Source organism: Paenibacillus sp. IITD108, from assembly GCF_036541265.1.
GTDB lineage: Bacteria > Bacillota > Bacilli > Paenibacillales > Paenibacillaceae > Pristimantibacillus.
In genome coordinates this window covers 1-18,663 of record NZ_JAZHCT010000044.1, presented here as the reverse complement: position 1 = coordinate 18,663, position 18,663 = coordinate 1, and the positions used below count along the sequence as shown (strand labels likewise).

Sequence of the window (18,663 nt, the reverse complement as noted above, 5' to 3'; positions counted from 1 at the left end):
GATTCCGACTAGTCATGTCCGAAATTAGCTCAAGAGCATGATCTTCCAGTGGAGATTGCCCCAATCCCTCCCCAGAATTCATACAAGCAATAAACTCATTTCCTACCCCTGAGGAAGGCTCCACAATCAGGCAAGAGGAATTCTCGGAGATACCCATCCCGATACCTGCAAACGTCGCCCCGCATATTAGAGTTTGATAAGACTTAACTAGACCCATTTAGATTAGCTCCTTAATTAGTAGTCTTCATTTATCTATCTGTGATCATTCTAACAATGCGTGAATCTGAAAAATATGCATGAAACTAGAGAAAATGTTCAGGAATGAGACAAAAAACACAAGAAGCACCCACCAAATGCAGATTCATTGATCGAGCTTTTGAAAACGACTTAGATGGAAGCGAACCTCATCTAGGAATGGTACAGAAATTTCTAAAGAAATGAACTGAGCTTTCAACGGGGAGCAGAAGAAGATACTTCAATCGAAACGAGTTCATAATTCTTTTGTTTATCTCCATTAGAACGTTACATAAGTGACACCATCCATTTATACGAGTTGCCATTATCTTTCTAACGTAGTGATGTATTAAAATATAAAAAGAACAAAATCACCAATCGGTGACCTAACTTGCCGTCATCGTGTGCAAGGAACAAACGATGCGATGTTATTTGCGGTGCGGACATCCATGACCGTTAGAACCAAAAAAGCAGTCTTTTTGTTGTGTATGCGGACACTTATGACCATTAGAAGAACATTCCGCCGAATTTTCTAGCTTTTTTCCCGCTAACAGACATTTCTGTCCGCTAGAAAGTGGAAGTTGGCGAAATATGAGCGCTAACGGCCATCAGTGTCCGCATTATTAGGATCAATTCAAGCTCGACATACTTATCCACAATTTTATCTGGCTCATAATTTCCTAAAAAACAAGAAAAACAGCCGATCATAATGATCAACTGTTTTGGGTTGCTGTTTTTGCTCAACACATTTTATTTATTAATTTACAATTAAACCTTATAAGCCTTCATCGCTTTACGGATTTCTTTCCAGCTAGGACGCTTGCCATACATCAATACGCCTGTACGATAGATCTTTGCAGAGATCCATACGGAGATGTAGATCGATACTAGCAAAATCCCGATGGAAGTCAGCACCTGCCAGGTTGGCGGGTCTGTTAATCCCAATCTGAGCAGCATAACAAACGGCGAGAAGAATGGAATGAATGATGTTACTTTTACGAGCATGCTGTCTGGCGAGCTGATGCTGAAGATTGAAATATAAAAGCCAGCTAGCGAAAGAATAGTGATAGGCATTACTGCTTGCCCAAGATCCTCTGTACGGCTTACTAGCGAGCCTACTGCTGCGAACATGGTCGCAAATAGGAAGAAGCCGGTTAGGAAGAACAGCAAGGAGTAAATTAACAGCATTGGATCAATCATATCCAGGCTAATATTGAAGCCTTTCATAACATCACGATTATGCGGCAGTGACAAATTGATAACGATAACTGCAACATATACAGCGATTTGCAAAATTACGACAACGAACATACCGAAAATTTTACCGAACATTTGCTTAAGCGGTGCTACGCTTGTTATGAGAATTTCCATAACGCGTGAGCTTTTCTCCGCTGTTATTTCCGAGGCAATTAATTGCCCAGAGATCATGACAGCCATGAAGAGCAAAATAATCATGAAGTAGATAATGCCCATATTTACGCCTTGCTCGCCTTCCGTCTTACCATCGCCAATGCTGCCGGCGCCTTCAGTAGCGGAAATTTGTACGGTCGCGATATTGATCGGCGCGTTCAGCAATGCCATTTGTTCCGCAGTAAGACCAGCATCCTTAAGGATAGACTCCTGGCGAATCAGCTGCAAAGCACCTTGAAGCTTTCCTTGCACTTCATATTCCAAAAGCTTTTCAGTTTTGTAGGTCATTTCCGGAAAGCCGCTTTCAGCTAATGCGCCGAACTCCAGGTATCCGTTAATTTCTCCATCAGCAATTGCTTTTTTAAGCTGCTTCTCGTTCTCATCTGCTGAGCCTTTATCCGCATATGCTTTTAGCTCGAGATTGGAGCCTTCAGCTGCTGCAAAATGCTTCTGCAGGCTAGCGCCTGTTTCACTGCCGGCTGCATCCTGAACGTACCCGACTGTCGTCAGCTTATCGCCGCCGCCAATATTAAACTCTTTGAAAAAGTACGGCAAGTTAATCCCTATGCTTAAAATTAATGCAATGACTAATGTAGTAATAAGAAACGCTTTTGCTCTGATTTTGTTGCGAACTGTAAACCCGACAACTGTCCAAAAACTATTCATTACGCTCACCTACCGTCTTAATAAATATTTCATTCAATGTTGGCTCTTTAATTTCAAATTTAGAAATTTCTGATTGGCCAAGTGCATGCCGCAATATGTTGCCAGCGACATTTTCATTCGAAATCATAATTTCATAACCGGATTCATTACGAACAACGTTGTTGACCCCAGCAATTGCTTCAAGGCCGCCTACTTCTTTTTCTGTGCTTAATACGACACGTTCTCTAGGGAACTGCTTTTTAATTTCACGGATATTGCCCTTCAGCACGGTGTTAGAGCGGTCCAATATCGTAATATTGCGGCAAAGCTCCTCCACATGCTCCATACGATGCGTTGAGAAAAGTATGCTTGTGCCAGAGTCGCGCAGCTCTTTAACAGTAGATTTGAGAAGCTCTACGTTAACTGGATCAAGCCCGCTGAATGCTTCGTCCAAAATAACGATTTGCGGCTTGTGAATGACAGCAGCGACAAACTGGATCTTTTGCTGATTTCCTTTTGACAGCTCTTCAACGCGTTTATTATAATACTCAGGCACCTCAAAGCGATCAAGCCAGTACTTTAAATTATCGTCAGCTTCCTTGCGAGTCATGCCGCGCAGCTGTGCTAAGTATATAAGCTGCTCACTCACTTTAATTTTGGGGTATAGACCGCGCTCCTCCGGCAAATAGCCGAGCAGTCTTAAATTCTCATTCGTGAACGGCTTGCCGTTGTATAGAATTTTTCCCTGGTCCGGATAGATGAGTCCGAGTACCATACGCATCGTCGTTGTTTTTCCGGCGCCGTTTGCTCCTAGCAAGCCATAAATCTCGCCTGCGCCAACCTCGAAGCTAATATTGTTGACAGCTGTTTTCTCCCCGTACTGCTTTACTACTCCTTCAACTACTAATGGGTTCATTGTAATACTCCCTTCGCATCATGTACTCTTTACTAATTCGGAATAATTGCCTATTATGTCTGACCTTGCAGAAGCAGCATACTCATAATTTCGTCAAGCTCCAATGATTGTTTGCTGGTAATCGGGATCTGCTTCTGATTGCACCACTGCTCAGCTTCCATCGCGTTGTCAGTCGTAACTGTAAAATAACCATTGCCAGCATGATCGATCTTTCGAACGCCAGGCATTTGTTTAAGCAGCGATCCTATATTCTGCTCGCCATTTATAAAAAACGTGAACCAGCTGCTGAACAGCTCATCCTTTTCGTAGGTGCCTAATACTTTGCCTTGATCCATAAATACGATATAATCGGCAAGACGTTTCACTTCATCGATAATGTGGGTCGTCATAAGCAAGGTGCGATCACCCGTGTCCATATAGCGGTGCAATATTTCGATCATTTGCTTCCATGCCAACGGATCAAGACCGGATGACGGCTCATCAAGCAGCAGCAGCTCTGGATGGTGCGACATTGCAATAACGAGCTCAAGCTTTCTTCGCATGCCTTTTGACATTTTACCCATATGCAAATGGTCATTTACCTGCAGCTGATGAACGAGCTGTTGATAGTAATTAATATCCCAATTACTGTACCAGTGCTGATTGAATTCAGCCTTTTGCCTGCCCTTCATTCCGTCCTCATATTCCCAGGGCGTCTCTGCTAGAAAGCCTATCCGCTGCTTATATGCCTCATTAGAATCAGGCTTTATTGGTTCGTCAAACAATATTACCTCTCCAGAGTCCTGCTTGGAAATACCAAGCAATATGCGAAACAAGGTGCTTTTTCCACTGCCATTCGGGCCAACAATAGCTGTAACGTATCCTTTTGGAATTTGCAGTGTGATCGGTCCGAGCTTAAAATTCGGTTTTTTCCTCTCTATATTATGGAACGATATTGCGAATTCAGAACTCAATTCATCCACCTCCTCTTTTCCGCTATCATGTCTTTATTAAAAATATTTATCGAGCACTTCTGTCATCAGCTGCTCCAGCTCTTGTCTTGTGCACTGCACGCGCTGCCCTGCTTTCACAGCCTCCTCCAGCTCTTCCCTCACTGCCGCCAGCCTTTGCTTGTCGAGCTCATGAGGATTAACTTTATTTACGTAGGTGCCCATCCCTTGCCTTGTACGCAGCAAACCTTCATTTTCAAGATCGCTGTATACTCTTTTTATTGTAATCACACTGCACTTTACCGATTGAGCCAGCTCGCGTATGGAAGGCAGCAGCATGCCCTCCTCCAGCTGGCCGCTGACGATAAGCGCGCGCAGCTGTACACTGATTTGATGGTAGAGCGGCTCAGCGCTCTGCTCATTGATTTGAATCGGCAGCCGCATTGCCTCACCTGCTTTCTATCAACCGATATACTCTCTCATATTCAATCTGCTGATTAACGCTTTTAATCCAAAAACATATACCAGTGTTGCAGCTGCTGCCGCTATAACAGCTGGCCAATAATTGCCGTTGCTGATCGTGTTAATACTCAGTTTTACCATACTCACTCTAAAAAGAGCTACATACAGCATTGTGAAGCCCATTACGACAACCATGAACAAGCTATAAATGACACTATACATTTTTCCAGTAAAGCCTAGCTCCAAATATATAATTAAGTAAGTAATAATTAAGCTGATGCTGAACCATGTAAGGGAAAATACAATAAATGTTGAGATTGGCAATTGAATGCTGCTGTAATGAATCATAATGTAAAAGGCTGTAAATAAAGGAACCTGAGTAACTACTGCTCCGAATAATACTTGTAAATAACGGGCAAGTGCAATTTGCTTGGAGCTAATAGGCATCGTGCGCCAAATGGCCATTTTTTTAGAATAAGGATCTGACTTCCAATATTGCAGCTGCAGCTTGCCGCAAAGGAGTCCAATCGTTGGCAGCATTGTATAAAATAAAAAGTCCACCGCCCACTCTAATGCAATATGCTTCTCGCCTTCCAGTATGCTTTTTAGCATCGGAAGCAGGAAAAAGATGAGATATACTAAAAAAAATAAAACGAGTATGTAGCTTTTCAAGCTTCTGCTCAACTCGTGCTTTGTAAGAATCAATGCTCCACGCCATGTTCCTATCATTAGCGCTCTTCCTTTCATAAGTGACTGCAGCTGTTCTGTTTCACAGTCGTTCTTTTGTTACTGTTTATTTAATGTTTATATACTGTATATATCTTTATACACAGTATACTCACACTTATATACACTGTCAAACATTTTTTTATCTATTTTTTACAAGAAGGTAAAAATCGTCACTGCGCTGCAGATTGGACTTCCGACCGCTGTTGTACGCCAACTTTTTAGAATGTGCAAAACCTGTAACGGTTAAAGTTGTCATACAAAGGCGGACGCTGCCGCTTCTCCAGTTCCATTCTTGCTCTCCCCTCCTCAATACCTTCGACATAAAACAAAAAAATGCAGCCCATCTCCAAAGAGATTGAGCTGCATATGTCGCGACTATAATTGATTAGCCGAAAATAGCATCCAGCAAAGGAGTTACCTCATTGCCCGGATAGATCAAATATAATAGCGAGTATACAAACACGCCTGTAATCGCTGTAATAAACCAGATAACAGAAGTGACTCTGCCCAGCTTGCGATGCTTGGCAAATTTTTTCTTATATCCAAGCGTCAACGTCATGATGCCGAATACGGCTGCGACGGTCGCCAATACAATATGAAACAGCAAAAATACAATATAAAACGGCTTTACGCTGTCCGGACCGCTCCAAGGCGTGTTGCCAATAAATACGGTTCTTGACAAATACACGATGAAAAATATAATAGCCGCTACAGCCGCATACACCATCATTCTCTGGTGCTCTTCCAGCCTGCGCTTAATCGCCAGCCTCCAGCCAATAGCTACTAATACAGCGCTTAGCGCAATAAAAAATGTGCTTATTGTTGGCAATAAATTAAAAGTATTCATACGATGCACACTCCAAAACTCGCCTCAATGGCATATTTATTAGACAGTACCTGGGTTGGAGTTAACCTCCGTATAGCTATCATCATCATCTGCATGCTCACGTTTGAACCACTGTCTAAATATATAAGCAAGAATTACGCCATACATTAGCTCTTGCACGATTTTCATAACTAATCCGCCTAGCTGCTGATCCTCAAGCACATCAAGGAAATTAAAAAATTGAGGGCCGCTAAATTCATCAAGCAAATAGCTGGTATCGCCAGGCAAGCAATAACCCATTGCAGTTGCCCACACATTAGGATCGCTATATGTTGCGAATAAAGGTGTACTTGCAAAAATAATTAGCGCACAAGCAGGCGTTAATAATACTCCATTAGCAAAAATATAGGCCATTTTTTTCACATCGGTAAGACGTGTCCACTCTTTCACAGGAGTTACGATTTGCCACCACATCATAAGTGCGGCAATAAACAAAACAATATAATACAAGCGATGGATCGTAAAATGGGTCATGACATAATCATGTACGAATGGCAAATGGTAAATGGAAAACAGTAGATTGAACAATACTAGCGTCGAAATAGGATGCATCAAAAAGCTCAGCTTTTGCCAAAAACGTTTTGCGAATATATGCTTCCATACAAAGCTTGGAATGGATAGCAATACTAGCGGCGGTACAATTAAATAGGAAATCGCCATACTGACCATATGAAAAGTAAACATCAAATGCCCTAGCAATTTAATAGGTCCGCCATGACATAAATAGATCAGAACAGTAGCAATAACGAACATAAATTTCATATTGCCGGATACAGGCTCTTCTTGCGGGTAATGCTTCTCTCTCCACGGGCCTATCACGTAGAAGTACAAAATATTAACTGCGATTATAGCGAAAATAAACAGCGGTGACCAAAGCTCTTCCCATTTGAAATATTGTAAGCCAAGCATGATGAAGACTCCTTTCTATTGCAACGAGGATGAGTTAAATGCTGCGCATTTATAGGTCCCCGCCTGAGGACTAACTACAATTTTCACAAAGTTAAACAACTATTGCTCTGAAACTTATACATTTTCCTAAAAAGAAGAGGGACCCAAGCTTTGGGACCCTCTCTTGTGACGGCACATCTTCTTGAAGAGCTATTACCACCATACCCAAGCAAGAGCCATAACTACGCATAGCAGAACTACAAACACGCCGCCCAAAATTCCAATAATAGCAAATGTGTGTCCGCGATCCTTCATATGCATCCAGAAGGCTAGCTGTATGAATACTTGAAGTATAGCTGTACCAACAAGAATAATGTAAACAAAATCGGTATTAATCTCGCCGCTCGCTACTGTAACGAATGCGATTAGTGTAAGCAATACAGAAAAGATAAAAGCAACAATATGCTTTTTAGGGCCTTCAACACGATGCTGCTCTTTTCTGTTTTCATTTGAAGCCGATTGACTTGTCATACATTAACCCACCTTTCCCATCAAGTAAACGACGGTAAAAATGAATACCCATACGACGTCGATAAAGTGCCAGTACATACTAGCTACATACACCTTTGGTGCTGTAGTCGTGTTCAGACCACGTGTTTTCAATTGGAAAATCAGCAGTGAAATCCAAACAATACCTAGCAAAACGTGCGCTCCATGGAAACCAACTAATGTATAGAAGGAGGAGCTGAAGGCACTTGTCGTAAATCCGTGTCCAAGACTTAAATAATGACTAAACTCATAAATCTCCAACACAAGGAAGGCAAGACCGAGAAGAACCGTAACAATCAACCAATTGATAAGCGACTTCTCATTTCTATTATGCAACGCATTAACTGCAAATACACTCATCAAACTGGATGTCAACAATATACCAGTTGCCAATGCAACAAGACCAAGGTCAAACAATTTGTCAGGTGAAGGACCGTCAAGAACTTGACCGCGCAATGCAAGGAACGCTGCGAACAATGTTCCAAACAACACGGTTTCTCCACCTAGAAACAACCAGAAGCCCAAAATTTTATTACGACCCTCGAGGGTCGCCTTTTCTGGCTCATGAGGCAATTGACCATCTACATGCGTATGTGCGCTCATGCTTTCCCCTCCTGATCTTTAAGTACTGTTTCTTTCGGGATATGGAAACCATGATCGTCGATCATAGAACGTGCAATCATACATCCGAAAGTAATGACCAATCCCAAAACGCCTACAGCGTGACCACTCTTGAAGTTGCCGAACAAAGTACCCCAATCCGGAGCATACATGAAGCCAATACCTGCGATAAACAAGCCGATACCCATGATGAAAGGAAGAATGGACGGATTTGGCATATGAATATCGCCAATTGGTTCCGCAGGCGTCATGCCTTTGTGACCTTCCATTTTCTCTTTCCAGTAAGCGTCATAGCCGCGTACCAATGGAGTTTGAGCAAAGTTGTACTCAGGTGGCGGAGATGGAATAGACCACTCAAGTGTACGGCCATCATGCCATGGGTCATTCTCGACACCTTTTGGCTTGAAGCCAGTAATAATAGCATTTAAAACAAAAATAACTGTACCAACACCCATCAGCAATGCGCCGACAGTACTGATCATATTCATTTCAGTCAATCCTAGACCGTCGAGATATTGCCAAATACGACGAGGCATACCCATTAGACCAAGGAAATGCTGAACGAAGAATGTCAAATGGAAACCGATAAAGAAAGTCCAGAATGTCCATTTTCCAAGCGTTTCGTTAAGCACGCGGCCGAACATTTTTGGCCACCAGAATGTCAGACCTGAGAACAAGCCGAACACAAGACCCCCAACGATAACATAGTGGAAGTGAGCTACAACGAAATAGGAATCGTGATACTGGAAGTTCGCTGGTGCAACAGATAGCATAATACCTGTTACCCCACCCATTACGAACGTTGGGATAAATCCAACCGCGAACAGGTTTGCTGTAGGGAACGTAATCGAACCGCCCCACATGGTGAATATCCAGTTGAAAATTTTAATACCTGTTGGTATTGCAATTAGCATCGTTGCTATTGAGAACAAGGAGTTCGCTACTGGTCCCATACCCGTTGTGAACATGTGATGCGCCCAAACCATGAAGCCAAGGAACGCAATCAGCAATGTTGCAAATACCATGGAGCTGTATCCGAACAAACGCTTGCGGGAGAATGTACTTACTACTTCTGATATGATACCGAACGCCGGAAGGATCAAAATGTAAACCTCAGGGTGTCCGAAAATCCAGAAAATATGCTCCCAGAGTACAACGTTACCGCCCATATCCGGGTTAAAGAAGTTAGCGTCGAACAATCTGTCAAACATAAGTGCTGCCAAGCCTACTGCAAGCGCAGGGAAAGCAAATAGGATTAGAGCAGATGTTGTAAATGCTGCCCAAGTAAACATCGGCATACGCATAAATGTCATACCAGGAGCACGCATATTGATAATTGTTACTAGGAAGTTAATACCTCCGATTAGTGTACCGATACCTGCAATTTGAAGTCCTAGCACATAGTAGTCCATACCATGATGGCCACTGTATGTAGTGCCGGCAAGTGGAGCATATGAAGTCCAGCCTGCGTCAGGCACATGGCCTGTAAACCAGCTGACATTCAGCAATACCCCGCCTGATACGAACGTCCAAAAGCCTAGTGAGTTAAGAAAAGGGAACGCAACGTCGCGCGCACCGATTTGAAGCGGAATAACTGCGTTCATAATCGCAAATATAATTGGCATCGCCGCCAAGAATATCATTGTTGTTCCGTGCATTGTAATCAGCTCGTTGTATGTTTCCGCACCTACAAAGTTATTGAGCGGCTTCCATAGCTGAATACGTATAAGAATGGCTTCCAAACCGCCGATTAGGAAGAACAAACCTCCCGCGATCAAATACAATATACCGATTTTTTTATGGTCTACTGTAGTCAGCCAATCCATAATTCCTGTGTACCGTTTAGCTGGCATAGCATGTGCATGAGCCAAGGTAGCTACCTCCTTCGATCAAAGATGAATTATTATTCAAAATCAAGCGTTAGCTTCGACAAGTAGTCGGCAATGCCTTTAACCTCTTCATCAGTTAAATCATATGCCCCACTCATGTGGTTTTTCGGCTTGATTGCTTCTGGGTCTTTGATCCATTTGTATAAGTTGTCATAAATTGAACCTTCATGCTCATACTTCGGATCGTCTGTATTCACGAGAATACCGCCTACGCTTTCGCGACTTCCGATACCTGTAAGGTTAGGATATGCTTTACCGCCTTCTGTTCCAATAGCATGACAAGTCAAGCATTGGCTTTCAAGCGCTGTAGCGATTCCTGGGTCGCTTGGCATTGCAACCGGTTCCTGAATAGCTGCTGTCCAACGATCGAATGAAGATTGGTTTACTACTTTCACCTTGAAATCCATCAAACCGTGCGAAGGACCGCAAAGCTCAGCACATTTACCTAGATAAACGCCTTCTTTTGGTGCGGAGAAGTACATTTTGTTAACGTTAGCTCCAGGGTTCGTATCGATCTTACCTGCAAGCGCAGGGATCCAGAAGGAGTGAACAACGTCATTAGATGTCAACTCAAGCGCAATGTTTTTTCCTGCAGGGATTACCAGTTCTTGTGCAGTCGTGATACCCAATTCAGGATATTCAAACTCCCACCAGTATTGGTGAGCAATTACTTTTACTTTAACTGCATCTGGATCATTGCTATAATCCTTACCCAAACCAAATACCGTTTGAAGGGTAGGAACAGCAAGAACTACAAGCAAGATAATTGGAATTACCGTCCAGATAACCTCCAATTTGTGATTCCCTTCGACTTGTACAGGAATCTTTTTGTCTCCAGGGCGTCTGCGGAAACGAATAATAACATAAATACTAAGCACAAACACGACTACGACAACTAGCGCCATAATAGATATGGACAGCACCATCAGGTCAAATTGCTTTTGCGCTACAGGTCCTTGCGGATTAAGCGCAGACAAGTCTTCCCGTCCGCATGCCGCTAGCACTAATGTCATAAGAGCCATTAGCGGCGCAAGCCGTTTTACAAACTGCCACCGTTTCATCATTCATCAACCCCACTTTTGACTTTTTCGCAACTGCCAATTCTAATCGTGGCATGCGGCCAGTTGCGTCTAACACAGCTGTTTCTGCAATTTCTGCATATTGAATCACTTTATTAAATATAAAGTTGAACCCCCTATTTGTCAATGTTCCACGGAGAGTTCACAAATTGTTCTCAAAGCTGTCAAAATCGCGCTATGACTGCAATTATGGCTTATTTCACGCACGTTTCCCTTATACCGCGGATAGCTTGACACCGCTTCATAAATATATAGCTGCTTGCATTTCCTTTCTTTAAATTAATCTGTGACTTATCCGATTGCAAAATCCTGCATATCCTCTTCTCATTTTCATCTTCACTCCTACATTGTTCGCCAAAAGTATGGACAATTATGTATAGACATGATGTGTATAATTACATGCTGATGATTGAAAACTAACTGCATCATTTATTTGTGAAGGAGCATAAGCCATCATGAAAAAAATAGCATCGCTTGTACTCATCCTTTTGGCAGTTAGCACTGGCCTCATTGGCTGTTCAGACAAGGTGAAGGTTGAAAATACAAATTATGATTACGGCAGCCGGAAATCAAATGATCCTAAAGTGCAGGGCGGGAAAGCATATGGCTCTGCCAACCCTTCGCCGGATCAGCATAATAACGCATTTTTCGAATACAGCAATGAAATTTCCTCCAAAATAAGCACATTGTACGGTGTAGGTTCCGCTACGGTTATGCTGACTGACAAAAATGCTTATGTTGCAATCTTGCTTGATCAAAGCGCTGTCGGCACAAGAACTGCAAAAGACAATGACAAACGTGTACAAAACAATGACAGCAGCTATTCAGGAATATATGGGCTAAGCAATGGCAGCAGGCCCGATAAGCCGCGCGCATTGGCTCGTTATTACAATTCTGATTTTACGGTAAAGGACCATAAAAACATTTCCGGAGAACTAAAGCAGACGATTGCTCTAGAAGTGCGCAGATTAGCTCCGACTGTACAAGAAGTGCATATTTCCGCCAACATGGATTTTGTGAATAAATTTGTGCAGTTCGCCCGGGAAGCTTGGGGCAGCAGACCGCTTACGCCTTGGCTTGACGATTTCAACACAACTGTACAATATTATTTTGCCGATGGTGTAAAAGAGCCCGCGCCTTTTCAGTAAAACAAGACAACGTTTGGAACGCAGAATTTTTCTTTCTATTATATATGCGGTTTGATGTAGTTAGATCAGATCCTTACCTGTTTTAAGGACCTGATCTAACATTTGCTTTTTTCACAGCTTGCTCTTGCTCATAGAACGCACCTTATTAAGCGCTGCTTCGTATTGCAGACGATCGCTGTCATTGCGTGCAAATTGCCCTAAGCGCTCCAATTCGAGCTCTAACTGGTGGGTAAGCTGTTGAATCTTTTTTTGCGGCCTTACCTTTTGATCCTCAGGATAGGTTTTACCATCCGCCGTTTTGATATTTAACTGGCCATCTGTATCAATTTGAGCAATTAAAACATTTTCCATGTTAACTTTGTATTGGTCAAGTTGATAATCAAGCCATTCTTTGCTGTAGCCAGCAATGCCTAGCGGACCGTCAAGCATGATGCCATCCATAATGACTGTCTGTGGCGGCTGCTCACTGCTCATCTTCCAGCCAAGCATGTCACCTGTAAGTGGCTGATGCTCTTTTTTAAGCATAGCATTGATGACCCCAGACGATTCCATTACTGCGAACTCTACATCTGCAATAGCAAAAACATCTTTTTGCCTTAGTTGGCTTAGTAATTCGTCAACCGTCAGCTTTTCTTTTTTTAAATTTCCTCTAATCAGCTGACCATCCTTGATTAAGACGGTACCTTTACCGTCAACAAAGTTTTTGACTCGTCTGTTTTTGATAGTCCAAAATTCCATGCTGGCCGAAACAGCTACCCATACAGCAATAGACACTAAGCCCAAAAACCAAAGGTTGTCCAAATCCAACGAAACATAGGCTGCAAGATTGCCTATTGAAATACCCGTTATGTACTCAAACAAAGATAGCTGTGACAGCTGTCGTTTACCTAAAATTTTTGTCATAAAAAACAATACCACAATCGCTACTAATGTTCTTAAAATAACCTCTAACCAATCTGGCATTCAGGGTTCACCTCTTAACATTTATCTTATCCAGTAATTTCTATGATCATTCAGGATAACATCCATTTTGTTAAATCAAGGTTGAGGAGCGCCTTATTTGCTTCCTCCATAGAGTTTACTGCAATCGCGGCTTGATAACGAGGCGATTCCTGAAGCTTCTCCCAAAGATCTTCTACTAGCAGATTGACCATCTTGACATGCTCCTTAACAAATCTCATTTAACGCCCTGCGAAAGCGTGAAAGGGCTGACATTTCTACAAAACAATAACATAAGAATTTTACAAATTTACAAATATAACAATTGCTTTTTCCGTTACTTTCTGCTATAGTTATTTATTAGATCATTTAACCTCGAATACTTAATCCCTCAGTAATATTCAATTTATCCCACTTTGTTGATTTTACTGTCAATTCGAAACATCTCACAATCGTATTATGTAGCAGTTCTGATTCATACTGGCGCGGTCATTGGAGCCGTAAGGACGGAAGAGAGGCAGGGCTTTCGTTGTTTTGGAGTGCAAGTCTCACCGCATTGCAACATACTGCTGCTATGGGAAGCATCATGGCGCATCATATATAAAAGGTTAAATACAATAAGGGCTTAGCGCTCGCTTAATCATAAGCGAATGCTAAGCCCTGTCCAATTCATAAAGCATTATCCGGCTACGTCATAGCCCTGTTCTTCAATTGCTTCTACAATTTTTTCCAGCTTCACGATTGCTTCATTATAGTCAACCGTAACTTGCTTGGCCGCAAGGTCAACCTTAGCGCTTGCTCCAACCTCTGCTACTGCTTTCTCCACTGAATTAACGCAATGTCCACAGCTCATGCCTTCTACCTTCAATATTGCTTGACTCATGATAAACTCTCCTCTCATTATTTCATTAAGCGATTAACAGTTGTCATCAATTCATCAATGACCTCAATGCTCCCCTGCTTCAATCCGCGAATTTGGCCTTCAATCCGATTCAATCGTATGGCCTGGTTTTGCTTTGTCCACTCGGAATTGATGACTCATTCTCTCTGAGCTAGTATGACAATCTTGTTCTTCATTCATACTGCAAGGACTGTCTCACTTCATGTTTGAATTCATTATTATACCTCCATGGGGTATCGTAATACGTCCATTTTACTTTACCCCCCAAGGTATGTAAAGTGAGTTTTCAGCCGAATTTCTGCCCGTTTTGATTACGATATCTTTACTAGGAATATGTAACTGATTGTGCTATTATCCAACTACAGAACCATAAACTAAAATTATAGGATATTACAGTAAAAGGGAAAGGATGCTTACATACGATGAAAAAACCAATTATATTCGCTCACCGCGGAGCAAGCGGATATTGTCCTGAGAATACAATGGCCGCTTTTGTGAAAGCGCTTGAAATGGGAGCGACAGGCATTGAAACTGATCTGCAGATGACACAGGATGGCCAGCTGGTGCTTATGCACGACGAATATCTTACACGCACTGCGGGCCTGAATAAGCTGCTTGCCCATACTACGTGGGAGGAAGTGCAGACGCTTGATGCAGGAAGCTGGTTCCACCCTGACTTTTCCGGAGAAAGAGTTCCTTCACTTGAAGCTTTGCTTGAGCTCACAAAAGGCACTGAAATCATCATTAATATCGAGCTAAAAAACGGCTTCGTGCAATATCCTGATCTAGAGAGCAAAATGATTGAATTGATCCACCGCTACGGCATGGAAAAACAAATTATTTTATCCAGCTTTAATCATTATTCCTTATTTCTTTGCCATCAGCTTGCACCAGATATAAAAACAGGCATTTTGTATATGGAAGGATTATATGAGCCTTGGAAGTATGCCAAATCGCTTGGCGCAACCGCTCTGCATGCTCCTAAATATGCGGTTCTCCCAGAATGGGTGGCCCAAGCAAAGGAACATCAGGTCGTCTATCATCCTTTCACCGTCAATGACGAAGCAGAAATGCAAAGCTTGCTGCAAGCAGGAGTAGCTGGCATTATTACGGATTATCCTGATCGGCTGGCCAATATTATAGCGAAGCAAAGCGAGGGATAGTATGAAAAAAACTTGGCTGTTAGGGCTTGGCTTTTTCAGCATCAGCATTACTTGGGCTTTGTATAACGCATTTGTGCCTTTATTTCTTGAAAAATTTTTAACGAGCACAGCACTTATCGGCTTTATGATGACTATCGATAATTATTTCGCGATAATTCTTCAGCCTCTTATCGGCCGCAAAAGCGATCGGACAAGAACAAGATTTGGCAAAAGAATGCCCTTTCTCTTGATTGGGATGCCGCTTGCCGCCTTGTTTGGTGCGCTTATTCCTTGGCATAACGGCCTTCTGCTGCTTATTATTTTTATGGTGCTTATGAACTTGTCGATGAGCTTATACCGCTCTCCTACCGTTGCTTTGATGCCTGATATAACGATACCGAGCAAACGGACACAGGCTAACGGCATTATTAATTTCATGGGCGGGCTCGGCTCTATTCTTGCCTTTGGCGGGGGCGCGATACTCTACGACAAGCATATTTCATTGCCTTTTTTAGCATCAGCAATTATTACGCTAATCTGCTTGTTTGTTTTGCTTAAAGTAATTAAAGAACAAAGAGATGTCATTAACTATACTCCCGCTGAAGAAGCCAAACAACCTTCGTTCGGCTCGTACAAAAGGGAATGGACCCGTCCCACATTATTTTTGCTGGGCGCGATCTTTTTCTGGTTTTTCTCTTATCAAGGAGTTGAAGCGCTATTTACCTTATACGGCAAAAATCAGCTGGGGCTTACCGATAGCGAGGCGACCTTCTCGCTCGCCTTTTTTTCCGTCGCCTTTGTAGCGGCAGCTATACCGAGCGGCTTGCTCGGTAACCGCTTCGGCAAAAAACCAATCATTATGATCGGCGTGTGCGGCTTGATTATTGTTTTTGGCCTTATCAGTCTGATAGATTCCTTGCTGCTGCTGCGCATAATGCTGCTGATCGGCGGGATATTCTGGGCTTGCATCAATATTAATTCCTACCCGTTTGTCGTATCGCTCGGCAAAGAATCAAGCATTGGCGCAAGAACAGGCATCTACTATATCGCATCATCTCTCGCGGCAATACTGTCTCCTGTCTTGATGGGTCTAATGATTGACTGGTTCAGCTATGCTGCGCTGTTCATTATCGCCTCATGCGGCATGGTCATCGCTTTGCTGCTGTTGCTAAAAGTAAAAGATAATTCAGCAGCTGTTACGAATGCGGCTTAACAAGCAGTAGAAAGCATACTTCGGCGAATCATGCAGATTAAACAAGCAAAAGAAAAAGACAGCGAGCAAGTTTGGACTTTCTTTTGCATCATGAATAGTTGTCTGCAATGAACATTTGCCTACAATGAGTAATTGCCTACAACGGGTAGTTGCCTACTATGAGCTGTTGCCTACTATGAGCTGTTGCCTACTATGAGCCGTTGCCTACTATGAGCAGTCAGCCTCAATCCGCTTACGCTTGAAGCAGCTTCTCTATTGCCTGCTTCAAGCGTATTGGTTCTGTTGTGGAGCCGAATCGCTTCACAACAGAACCATTGCGATCGACTAGAAACTTCGTAAAGTTCCATTTAATATTTTTCGAACCGAGCACTCCGCGCGCATCATCAGTCAGCTTTTGAAACAATGGATGGCTATTATCGCCCTTCACGTCAATTTTTGCATGCATCGGAAACGTTACGCCAAAGTTAAGCTCGCACACCTCTGCAATCTTGTCATTGCTGGCCAGTTCTTGATTGGCAAATTGCGAGCAAGGAAAGCCCAGCACGCGAAAGCCTTTGTCTTTATACTCCTTGTAAAGCTCCTCCAAGCCGCGCAGCTGTGGTGCAAAGCCGCAGCCTGTAGCGGTATTCACTATCAGCAGCACATCTCCCTTGTACTTCTCCAGCGTCTCTCTTTGTCCTGTAATCGTAGTTACTTCAATTGTATAAATCGACATTTGGCATTCACCTCATACATATCAATTTTAAGAAGAAATTTAAAGATTCTTGTATCTCAACTTTCGCGGATTAATTTCAGAAGATAAATCTTAAGGTAATTGGTGTTGCATTTGTTCATAATTTAGTTTTTCACTGCTGGTATAGGTAGTTGGATGTTCGGTGTTGCGTGTTACGTGCTGAGTATTGGGTGCTTGTTATGTGCTGGGTGTTAGGTGCCTGTTGTGTGCTGAGTGTTGGGTGCTTGTTATGTGCTGGGTGTTAGGTGCCTGTTGTGTGCTGAGTGTTAGGTGCTTGTTATGTGCTGGGTGTTAGGTGCCTGTTGTGTGCTATGTGCGTGCTAGATATAGTATGTTGGCTGCTGGCTGCGAAGGAGTAATAATAGGTGCACAAAGAGAGTTTGGGCGCGAATTTGAACAAGTGGAGCCTAAAGAACACCTAGTCAACCTACTGCGGCCTAGTCAACTTCTTAAGAATTAATCTTGAGAAATCGGGTTTGTTGAAAAGTATACAATGAAGAATGGGCAAATGCTCGTGGTGGCTAAGTACATTTTGTGCATCTAGTTTCATCCTTTTTATAGAAAAAACGATTCTAAATGTATTTCATGCATCTAGTTTTACTAAATTACCTTGAATTTTGCGAATTGCGCCAAACTAGATGCAGTTTTTCCCTTTAGTATCATAAAAACGTCATATTTCTCAAAACTAAGTACAGAAAATGTAGTTAGTTTTGATGCGTGAGAGCTCGATTAGCATACATTTGGCCATTTCCAGGCGGCACCGACCATTTCTATATGAAATTTCATATACAATCGCGACTTTCAGGCCTTTTCGGCTTATTGTATATGAAATATCATATACATTTGGCCATTTTGAGGCCGCACCGACCATTTATGTATGAAATTTCATATACATTTGTAACTTTCGGGCCATTTCGGCTTATTGTATATGAAATTTCATATACATTTGGCCATCTCCAGGCAGCGCCGACTATTTCTATATGAAATTTCATATACAATTACAACTTTCGGGACTTTTCGGCCTATTGTATATGAAATATCATATACATTTGGCCATTTTGAGGCGGCACCGACCATTTCTATATGAAATATCATATACAATCGCGACTTCCGGGCCTTTTCGGCTTATTGTATATGAAATTTCATATAAATTTGGTCATTTCGAGGCCGCACCGACCATTTATGTATGAAATTTCATATACAATCGCGATTTTCGGGCCATTTCGGCTTATTGTATATGAATTTTCATATACACTTGGCCATTTCGAGGCCGCACCGACCATTTATGTATGAAATTTCATATACATTTGTAACTTTCGGGCCATTTCGGCTTATTGTATATGAATTTTC

General features: G+C 42.4%; 18 protein-coding genes. 3 read left to right on the top strand and 15 right to left on the bottom strand.

Features of this window, described 5'->3' with window-relative positions; all coding sequences use genetic code 11:
* Positions 1-1,002: 1,002 nt before the first annotated feature.
* The 11 genes from V1L65_RS25595 to coxB all read right to left on the bottom strand — a co-directional run bounded on the left by V1L65_RS25595 (position 1,003) and on the right by coxB (position 11,222).
* Complete coding sequence (locus V1L65_RS25595; protein ID WP_331702125.1) at positions 1,003-2,310, bottom strand: ABC transporter permease; 1,308 nt, start codon at positions 2,308-2,310, stop codon at positions 1,003-1,005.
* Positions 2,303-3,205 (bottom strand): ABC transporter ATP-binding protein, encoded by a 903-nt coding sequence (locus tag V1L65_RS25590; RefSeq protein ID WP_331702124.1) that lies wholly within the window; start codon positions 3,203-3,205, stop codon positions 2,303-2,305. Before V1L65_RS25590 ends, V1L65_RS25595 begins: the two co-directional genes overlap by 8 nt.
* Before the next feature lie 53 nt (positions 3,206-3,258).
* Entirely contained in the window at positions 3,259-4,158 is a 900-nt protein-coding gene (locus V1L65_RS25585; protein WP_331702123.1) for an ABC transporter ATP-binding protein, read from the bottom strand.
* Between the two features lie 36 nt (positions 4,159-4,194).
* Complete coding sequence (locus V1L65_RS25580) at positions 4,195-4,578, bottom strand: GntR family transcriptional regulator (RefSeq protein ID WP_331702122.1); 384 nt, start codon at positions 4,576-4,578, stop codon at positions 4,195-4,197.
* 18 nt (positions 4,579-4,596) lie between these two features.
* Positions 4,597-5,325, bottom strand: coding sequence for a hypothetical protein (locus V1L65_RS25575; protein WP_331702121.1), 729 nt, complete (start codon positions 5,323-5,325; stop codon positions 4,597-4,599).
* A 385-nt stretch (positions 5,326-5,710) separates the two neighbouring features.
* A complete protein-coding gene (locus V1L65_RS25570; RefSeq protein ID WP_331702120.1) occupies positions 5,711-6,172 on the bottom strand; it encodes a DUF420 domain-containing protein in 462 nt (153 codons plus the stop codon).
* A 39-nt stretch (positions 6,173-6,211) separates the two neighbouring features.
* The gene (gene ctaG / locus V1L65_RS25565; RefSeq protein WP_331702118.1) at positions 6,212-7,120 is read right to left on the bottom strand and encodes a cytochrome c oxidase assembly factor CtaG; all 909 of its coding nucleotides are present in this window, start codon (positions 7,118-7,120) and stop codon (positions 6,212-6,214) included.
* Positions 7,121-7,312: 192 nt separating this feature from the next.
* On the bottom strand, positions 7,313-7,630 hold the full coding sequence (locus V1L65_RS25560; RefSeq protein WP_331702117.1) for a cytochrome C oxidase subunit IV family protein: 318 nt from the start codon (positions 7,628-7,630) through the stop codon (positions 7,313-7,315).
* Between the two features lie 3 nt (positions 7,631-7,633).
* Positions 7,634-8,251 carry a cytochrome (ubi)quinol oxidase subunit III gene (locus V1L65_RS25555; protein ID WP_331702116.1) on the bottom strand — a complete coding sequence of 206 codons (618 nt, stop codon included), beginning with the start codon at positions 8,249-8,251 and terminating at the stop codon, positions 7,634-7,636.
* Complete coding sequence (gene ctaD, locus V1L65_RS25550; RefSeq protein ID WP_432505558.1) at positions 8,248-10,095, bottom strand: cytochrome c oxidase subunit I; 1,848 nt, start codon at positions 10,093-10,095, stop codon at positions 8,248-8,250. Before ctaD ends, V1L65_RS25555 begins: the two co-directional genes overlap by 4 nt.
* A 77-nt stretch (positions 10,096-10,172) precedes the next feature.
* On the bottom strand, positions 10,173-11,222 hold the full coding sequence (gene coxB / locus V1L65_RS25545) for a cytochrome c oxidase subunit II (protein WP_331702114.1): 1,050 nt from the start codon (positions 11,220-11,222) through the stop codon (positions 10,173-10,175).
* Between the two features lie 470 nt (positions 11,223-11,692).
* Here coxB and V1L65_RS25540 point away from each other — a divergent pair, with 470 nt between their 5' ends.
* Complete coding sequence (locus V1L65_RS25540) at positions 11,693-12,385, top strand: YhcN/YlaJ family sporulation lipoprotein (RefSeq protein WP_331702113.1); 693 nt, start codon at positions 11,693-11,695, stop codon at positions 12,383-12,385.
* A gap of 111 nt (positions 12,386-12,496) precedes the next feature.
* Here V1L65_RS25540 and V1L65_RS25535 read toward each other — a convergent pair whose 3' ends face one another.
* From V1L65_RS25535 to V1L65_RS25525, 3 genes are all read right to left on the bottom strand, one after another.
* Entirely contained in the window at positions 12,497-13,348 is an 852-nt protein-coding gene (locus tag V1L65_RS25535; protein ID WP_331702112.1) for a DUF421 domain-containing protein, read from the bottom strand.
* A gap of 50 nt (positions 13,349-13,398) precedes the next feature.
* Entirely contained in the window at positions 13,399-13,566 is a 168-nt protein-coding gene (locus tag V1L65_RS25530; protein ID WP_331702111.1) for a hypothetical protein, read from the bottom strand.
* A 437-nt stretch (positions 13,567-14,003) separates the two neighbouring features.
* Positions 14,004-14,207 carry a cation transporter gene (locus tag V1L65_RS25525; RefSeq protein ID WP_331702109.1) on the bottom strand — a complete coding sequence of 68 codons (204 nt, stop codon included), beginning with the start codon at positions 14,205-14,207 and terminating at the stop codon, positions 14,004-14,006.
* Positions 14,208-14,647: 440 nt separating this feature from the next.
* Between V1L65_RS25525 and V1L65_RS25520 the strand changes: the two genes are divergently transcribed.
* Together V1L65_RS25520 and V1L65_RS25515 are read left to right on the top strand one after the other, a co-directional pair.
* Positions 14,648-15,388, top strand: coding sequence for a glycerophosphodiester phosphodiesterase (locus V1L65_RS25520; RefSeq protein WP_331702108.1), 741 nt, complete (start codon positions 14,648-14,650; stop codon positions 15,386-15,388).
* A 1-nt stretch (position 15,389) separates the two neighbouring features.
* The gene (locus V1L65_RS25515) at positions 15,390-16,580 is read left to right on the top strand and encodes an SLC45 family MFS transporter (protein ID WP_331702106.1); all 1,191 of its coding nucleotides are present in this window, start codon (positions 15,390-15,392) and stop codon (positions 16,578-16,580) included.
* Positions 16,581-16,812: 232 nt separating this feature from the next.
* Here the strand turns inward: V1L65_RS25515 and V1L65_RS25510 are convergent, their stop codons facing one another.
* Positions 16,813-17,295, bottom strand: coding sequence for a glutathione peroxidase (locus V1L65_RS25510; RefSeq protein WP_331702105.1), 483 nt, complete (start codon positions 17,293-17,295; stop codon positions 16,813-16,815).
* Positions 17,296-18,663 lie beyond the last annotated feature (1,368 nt).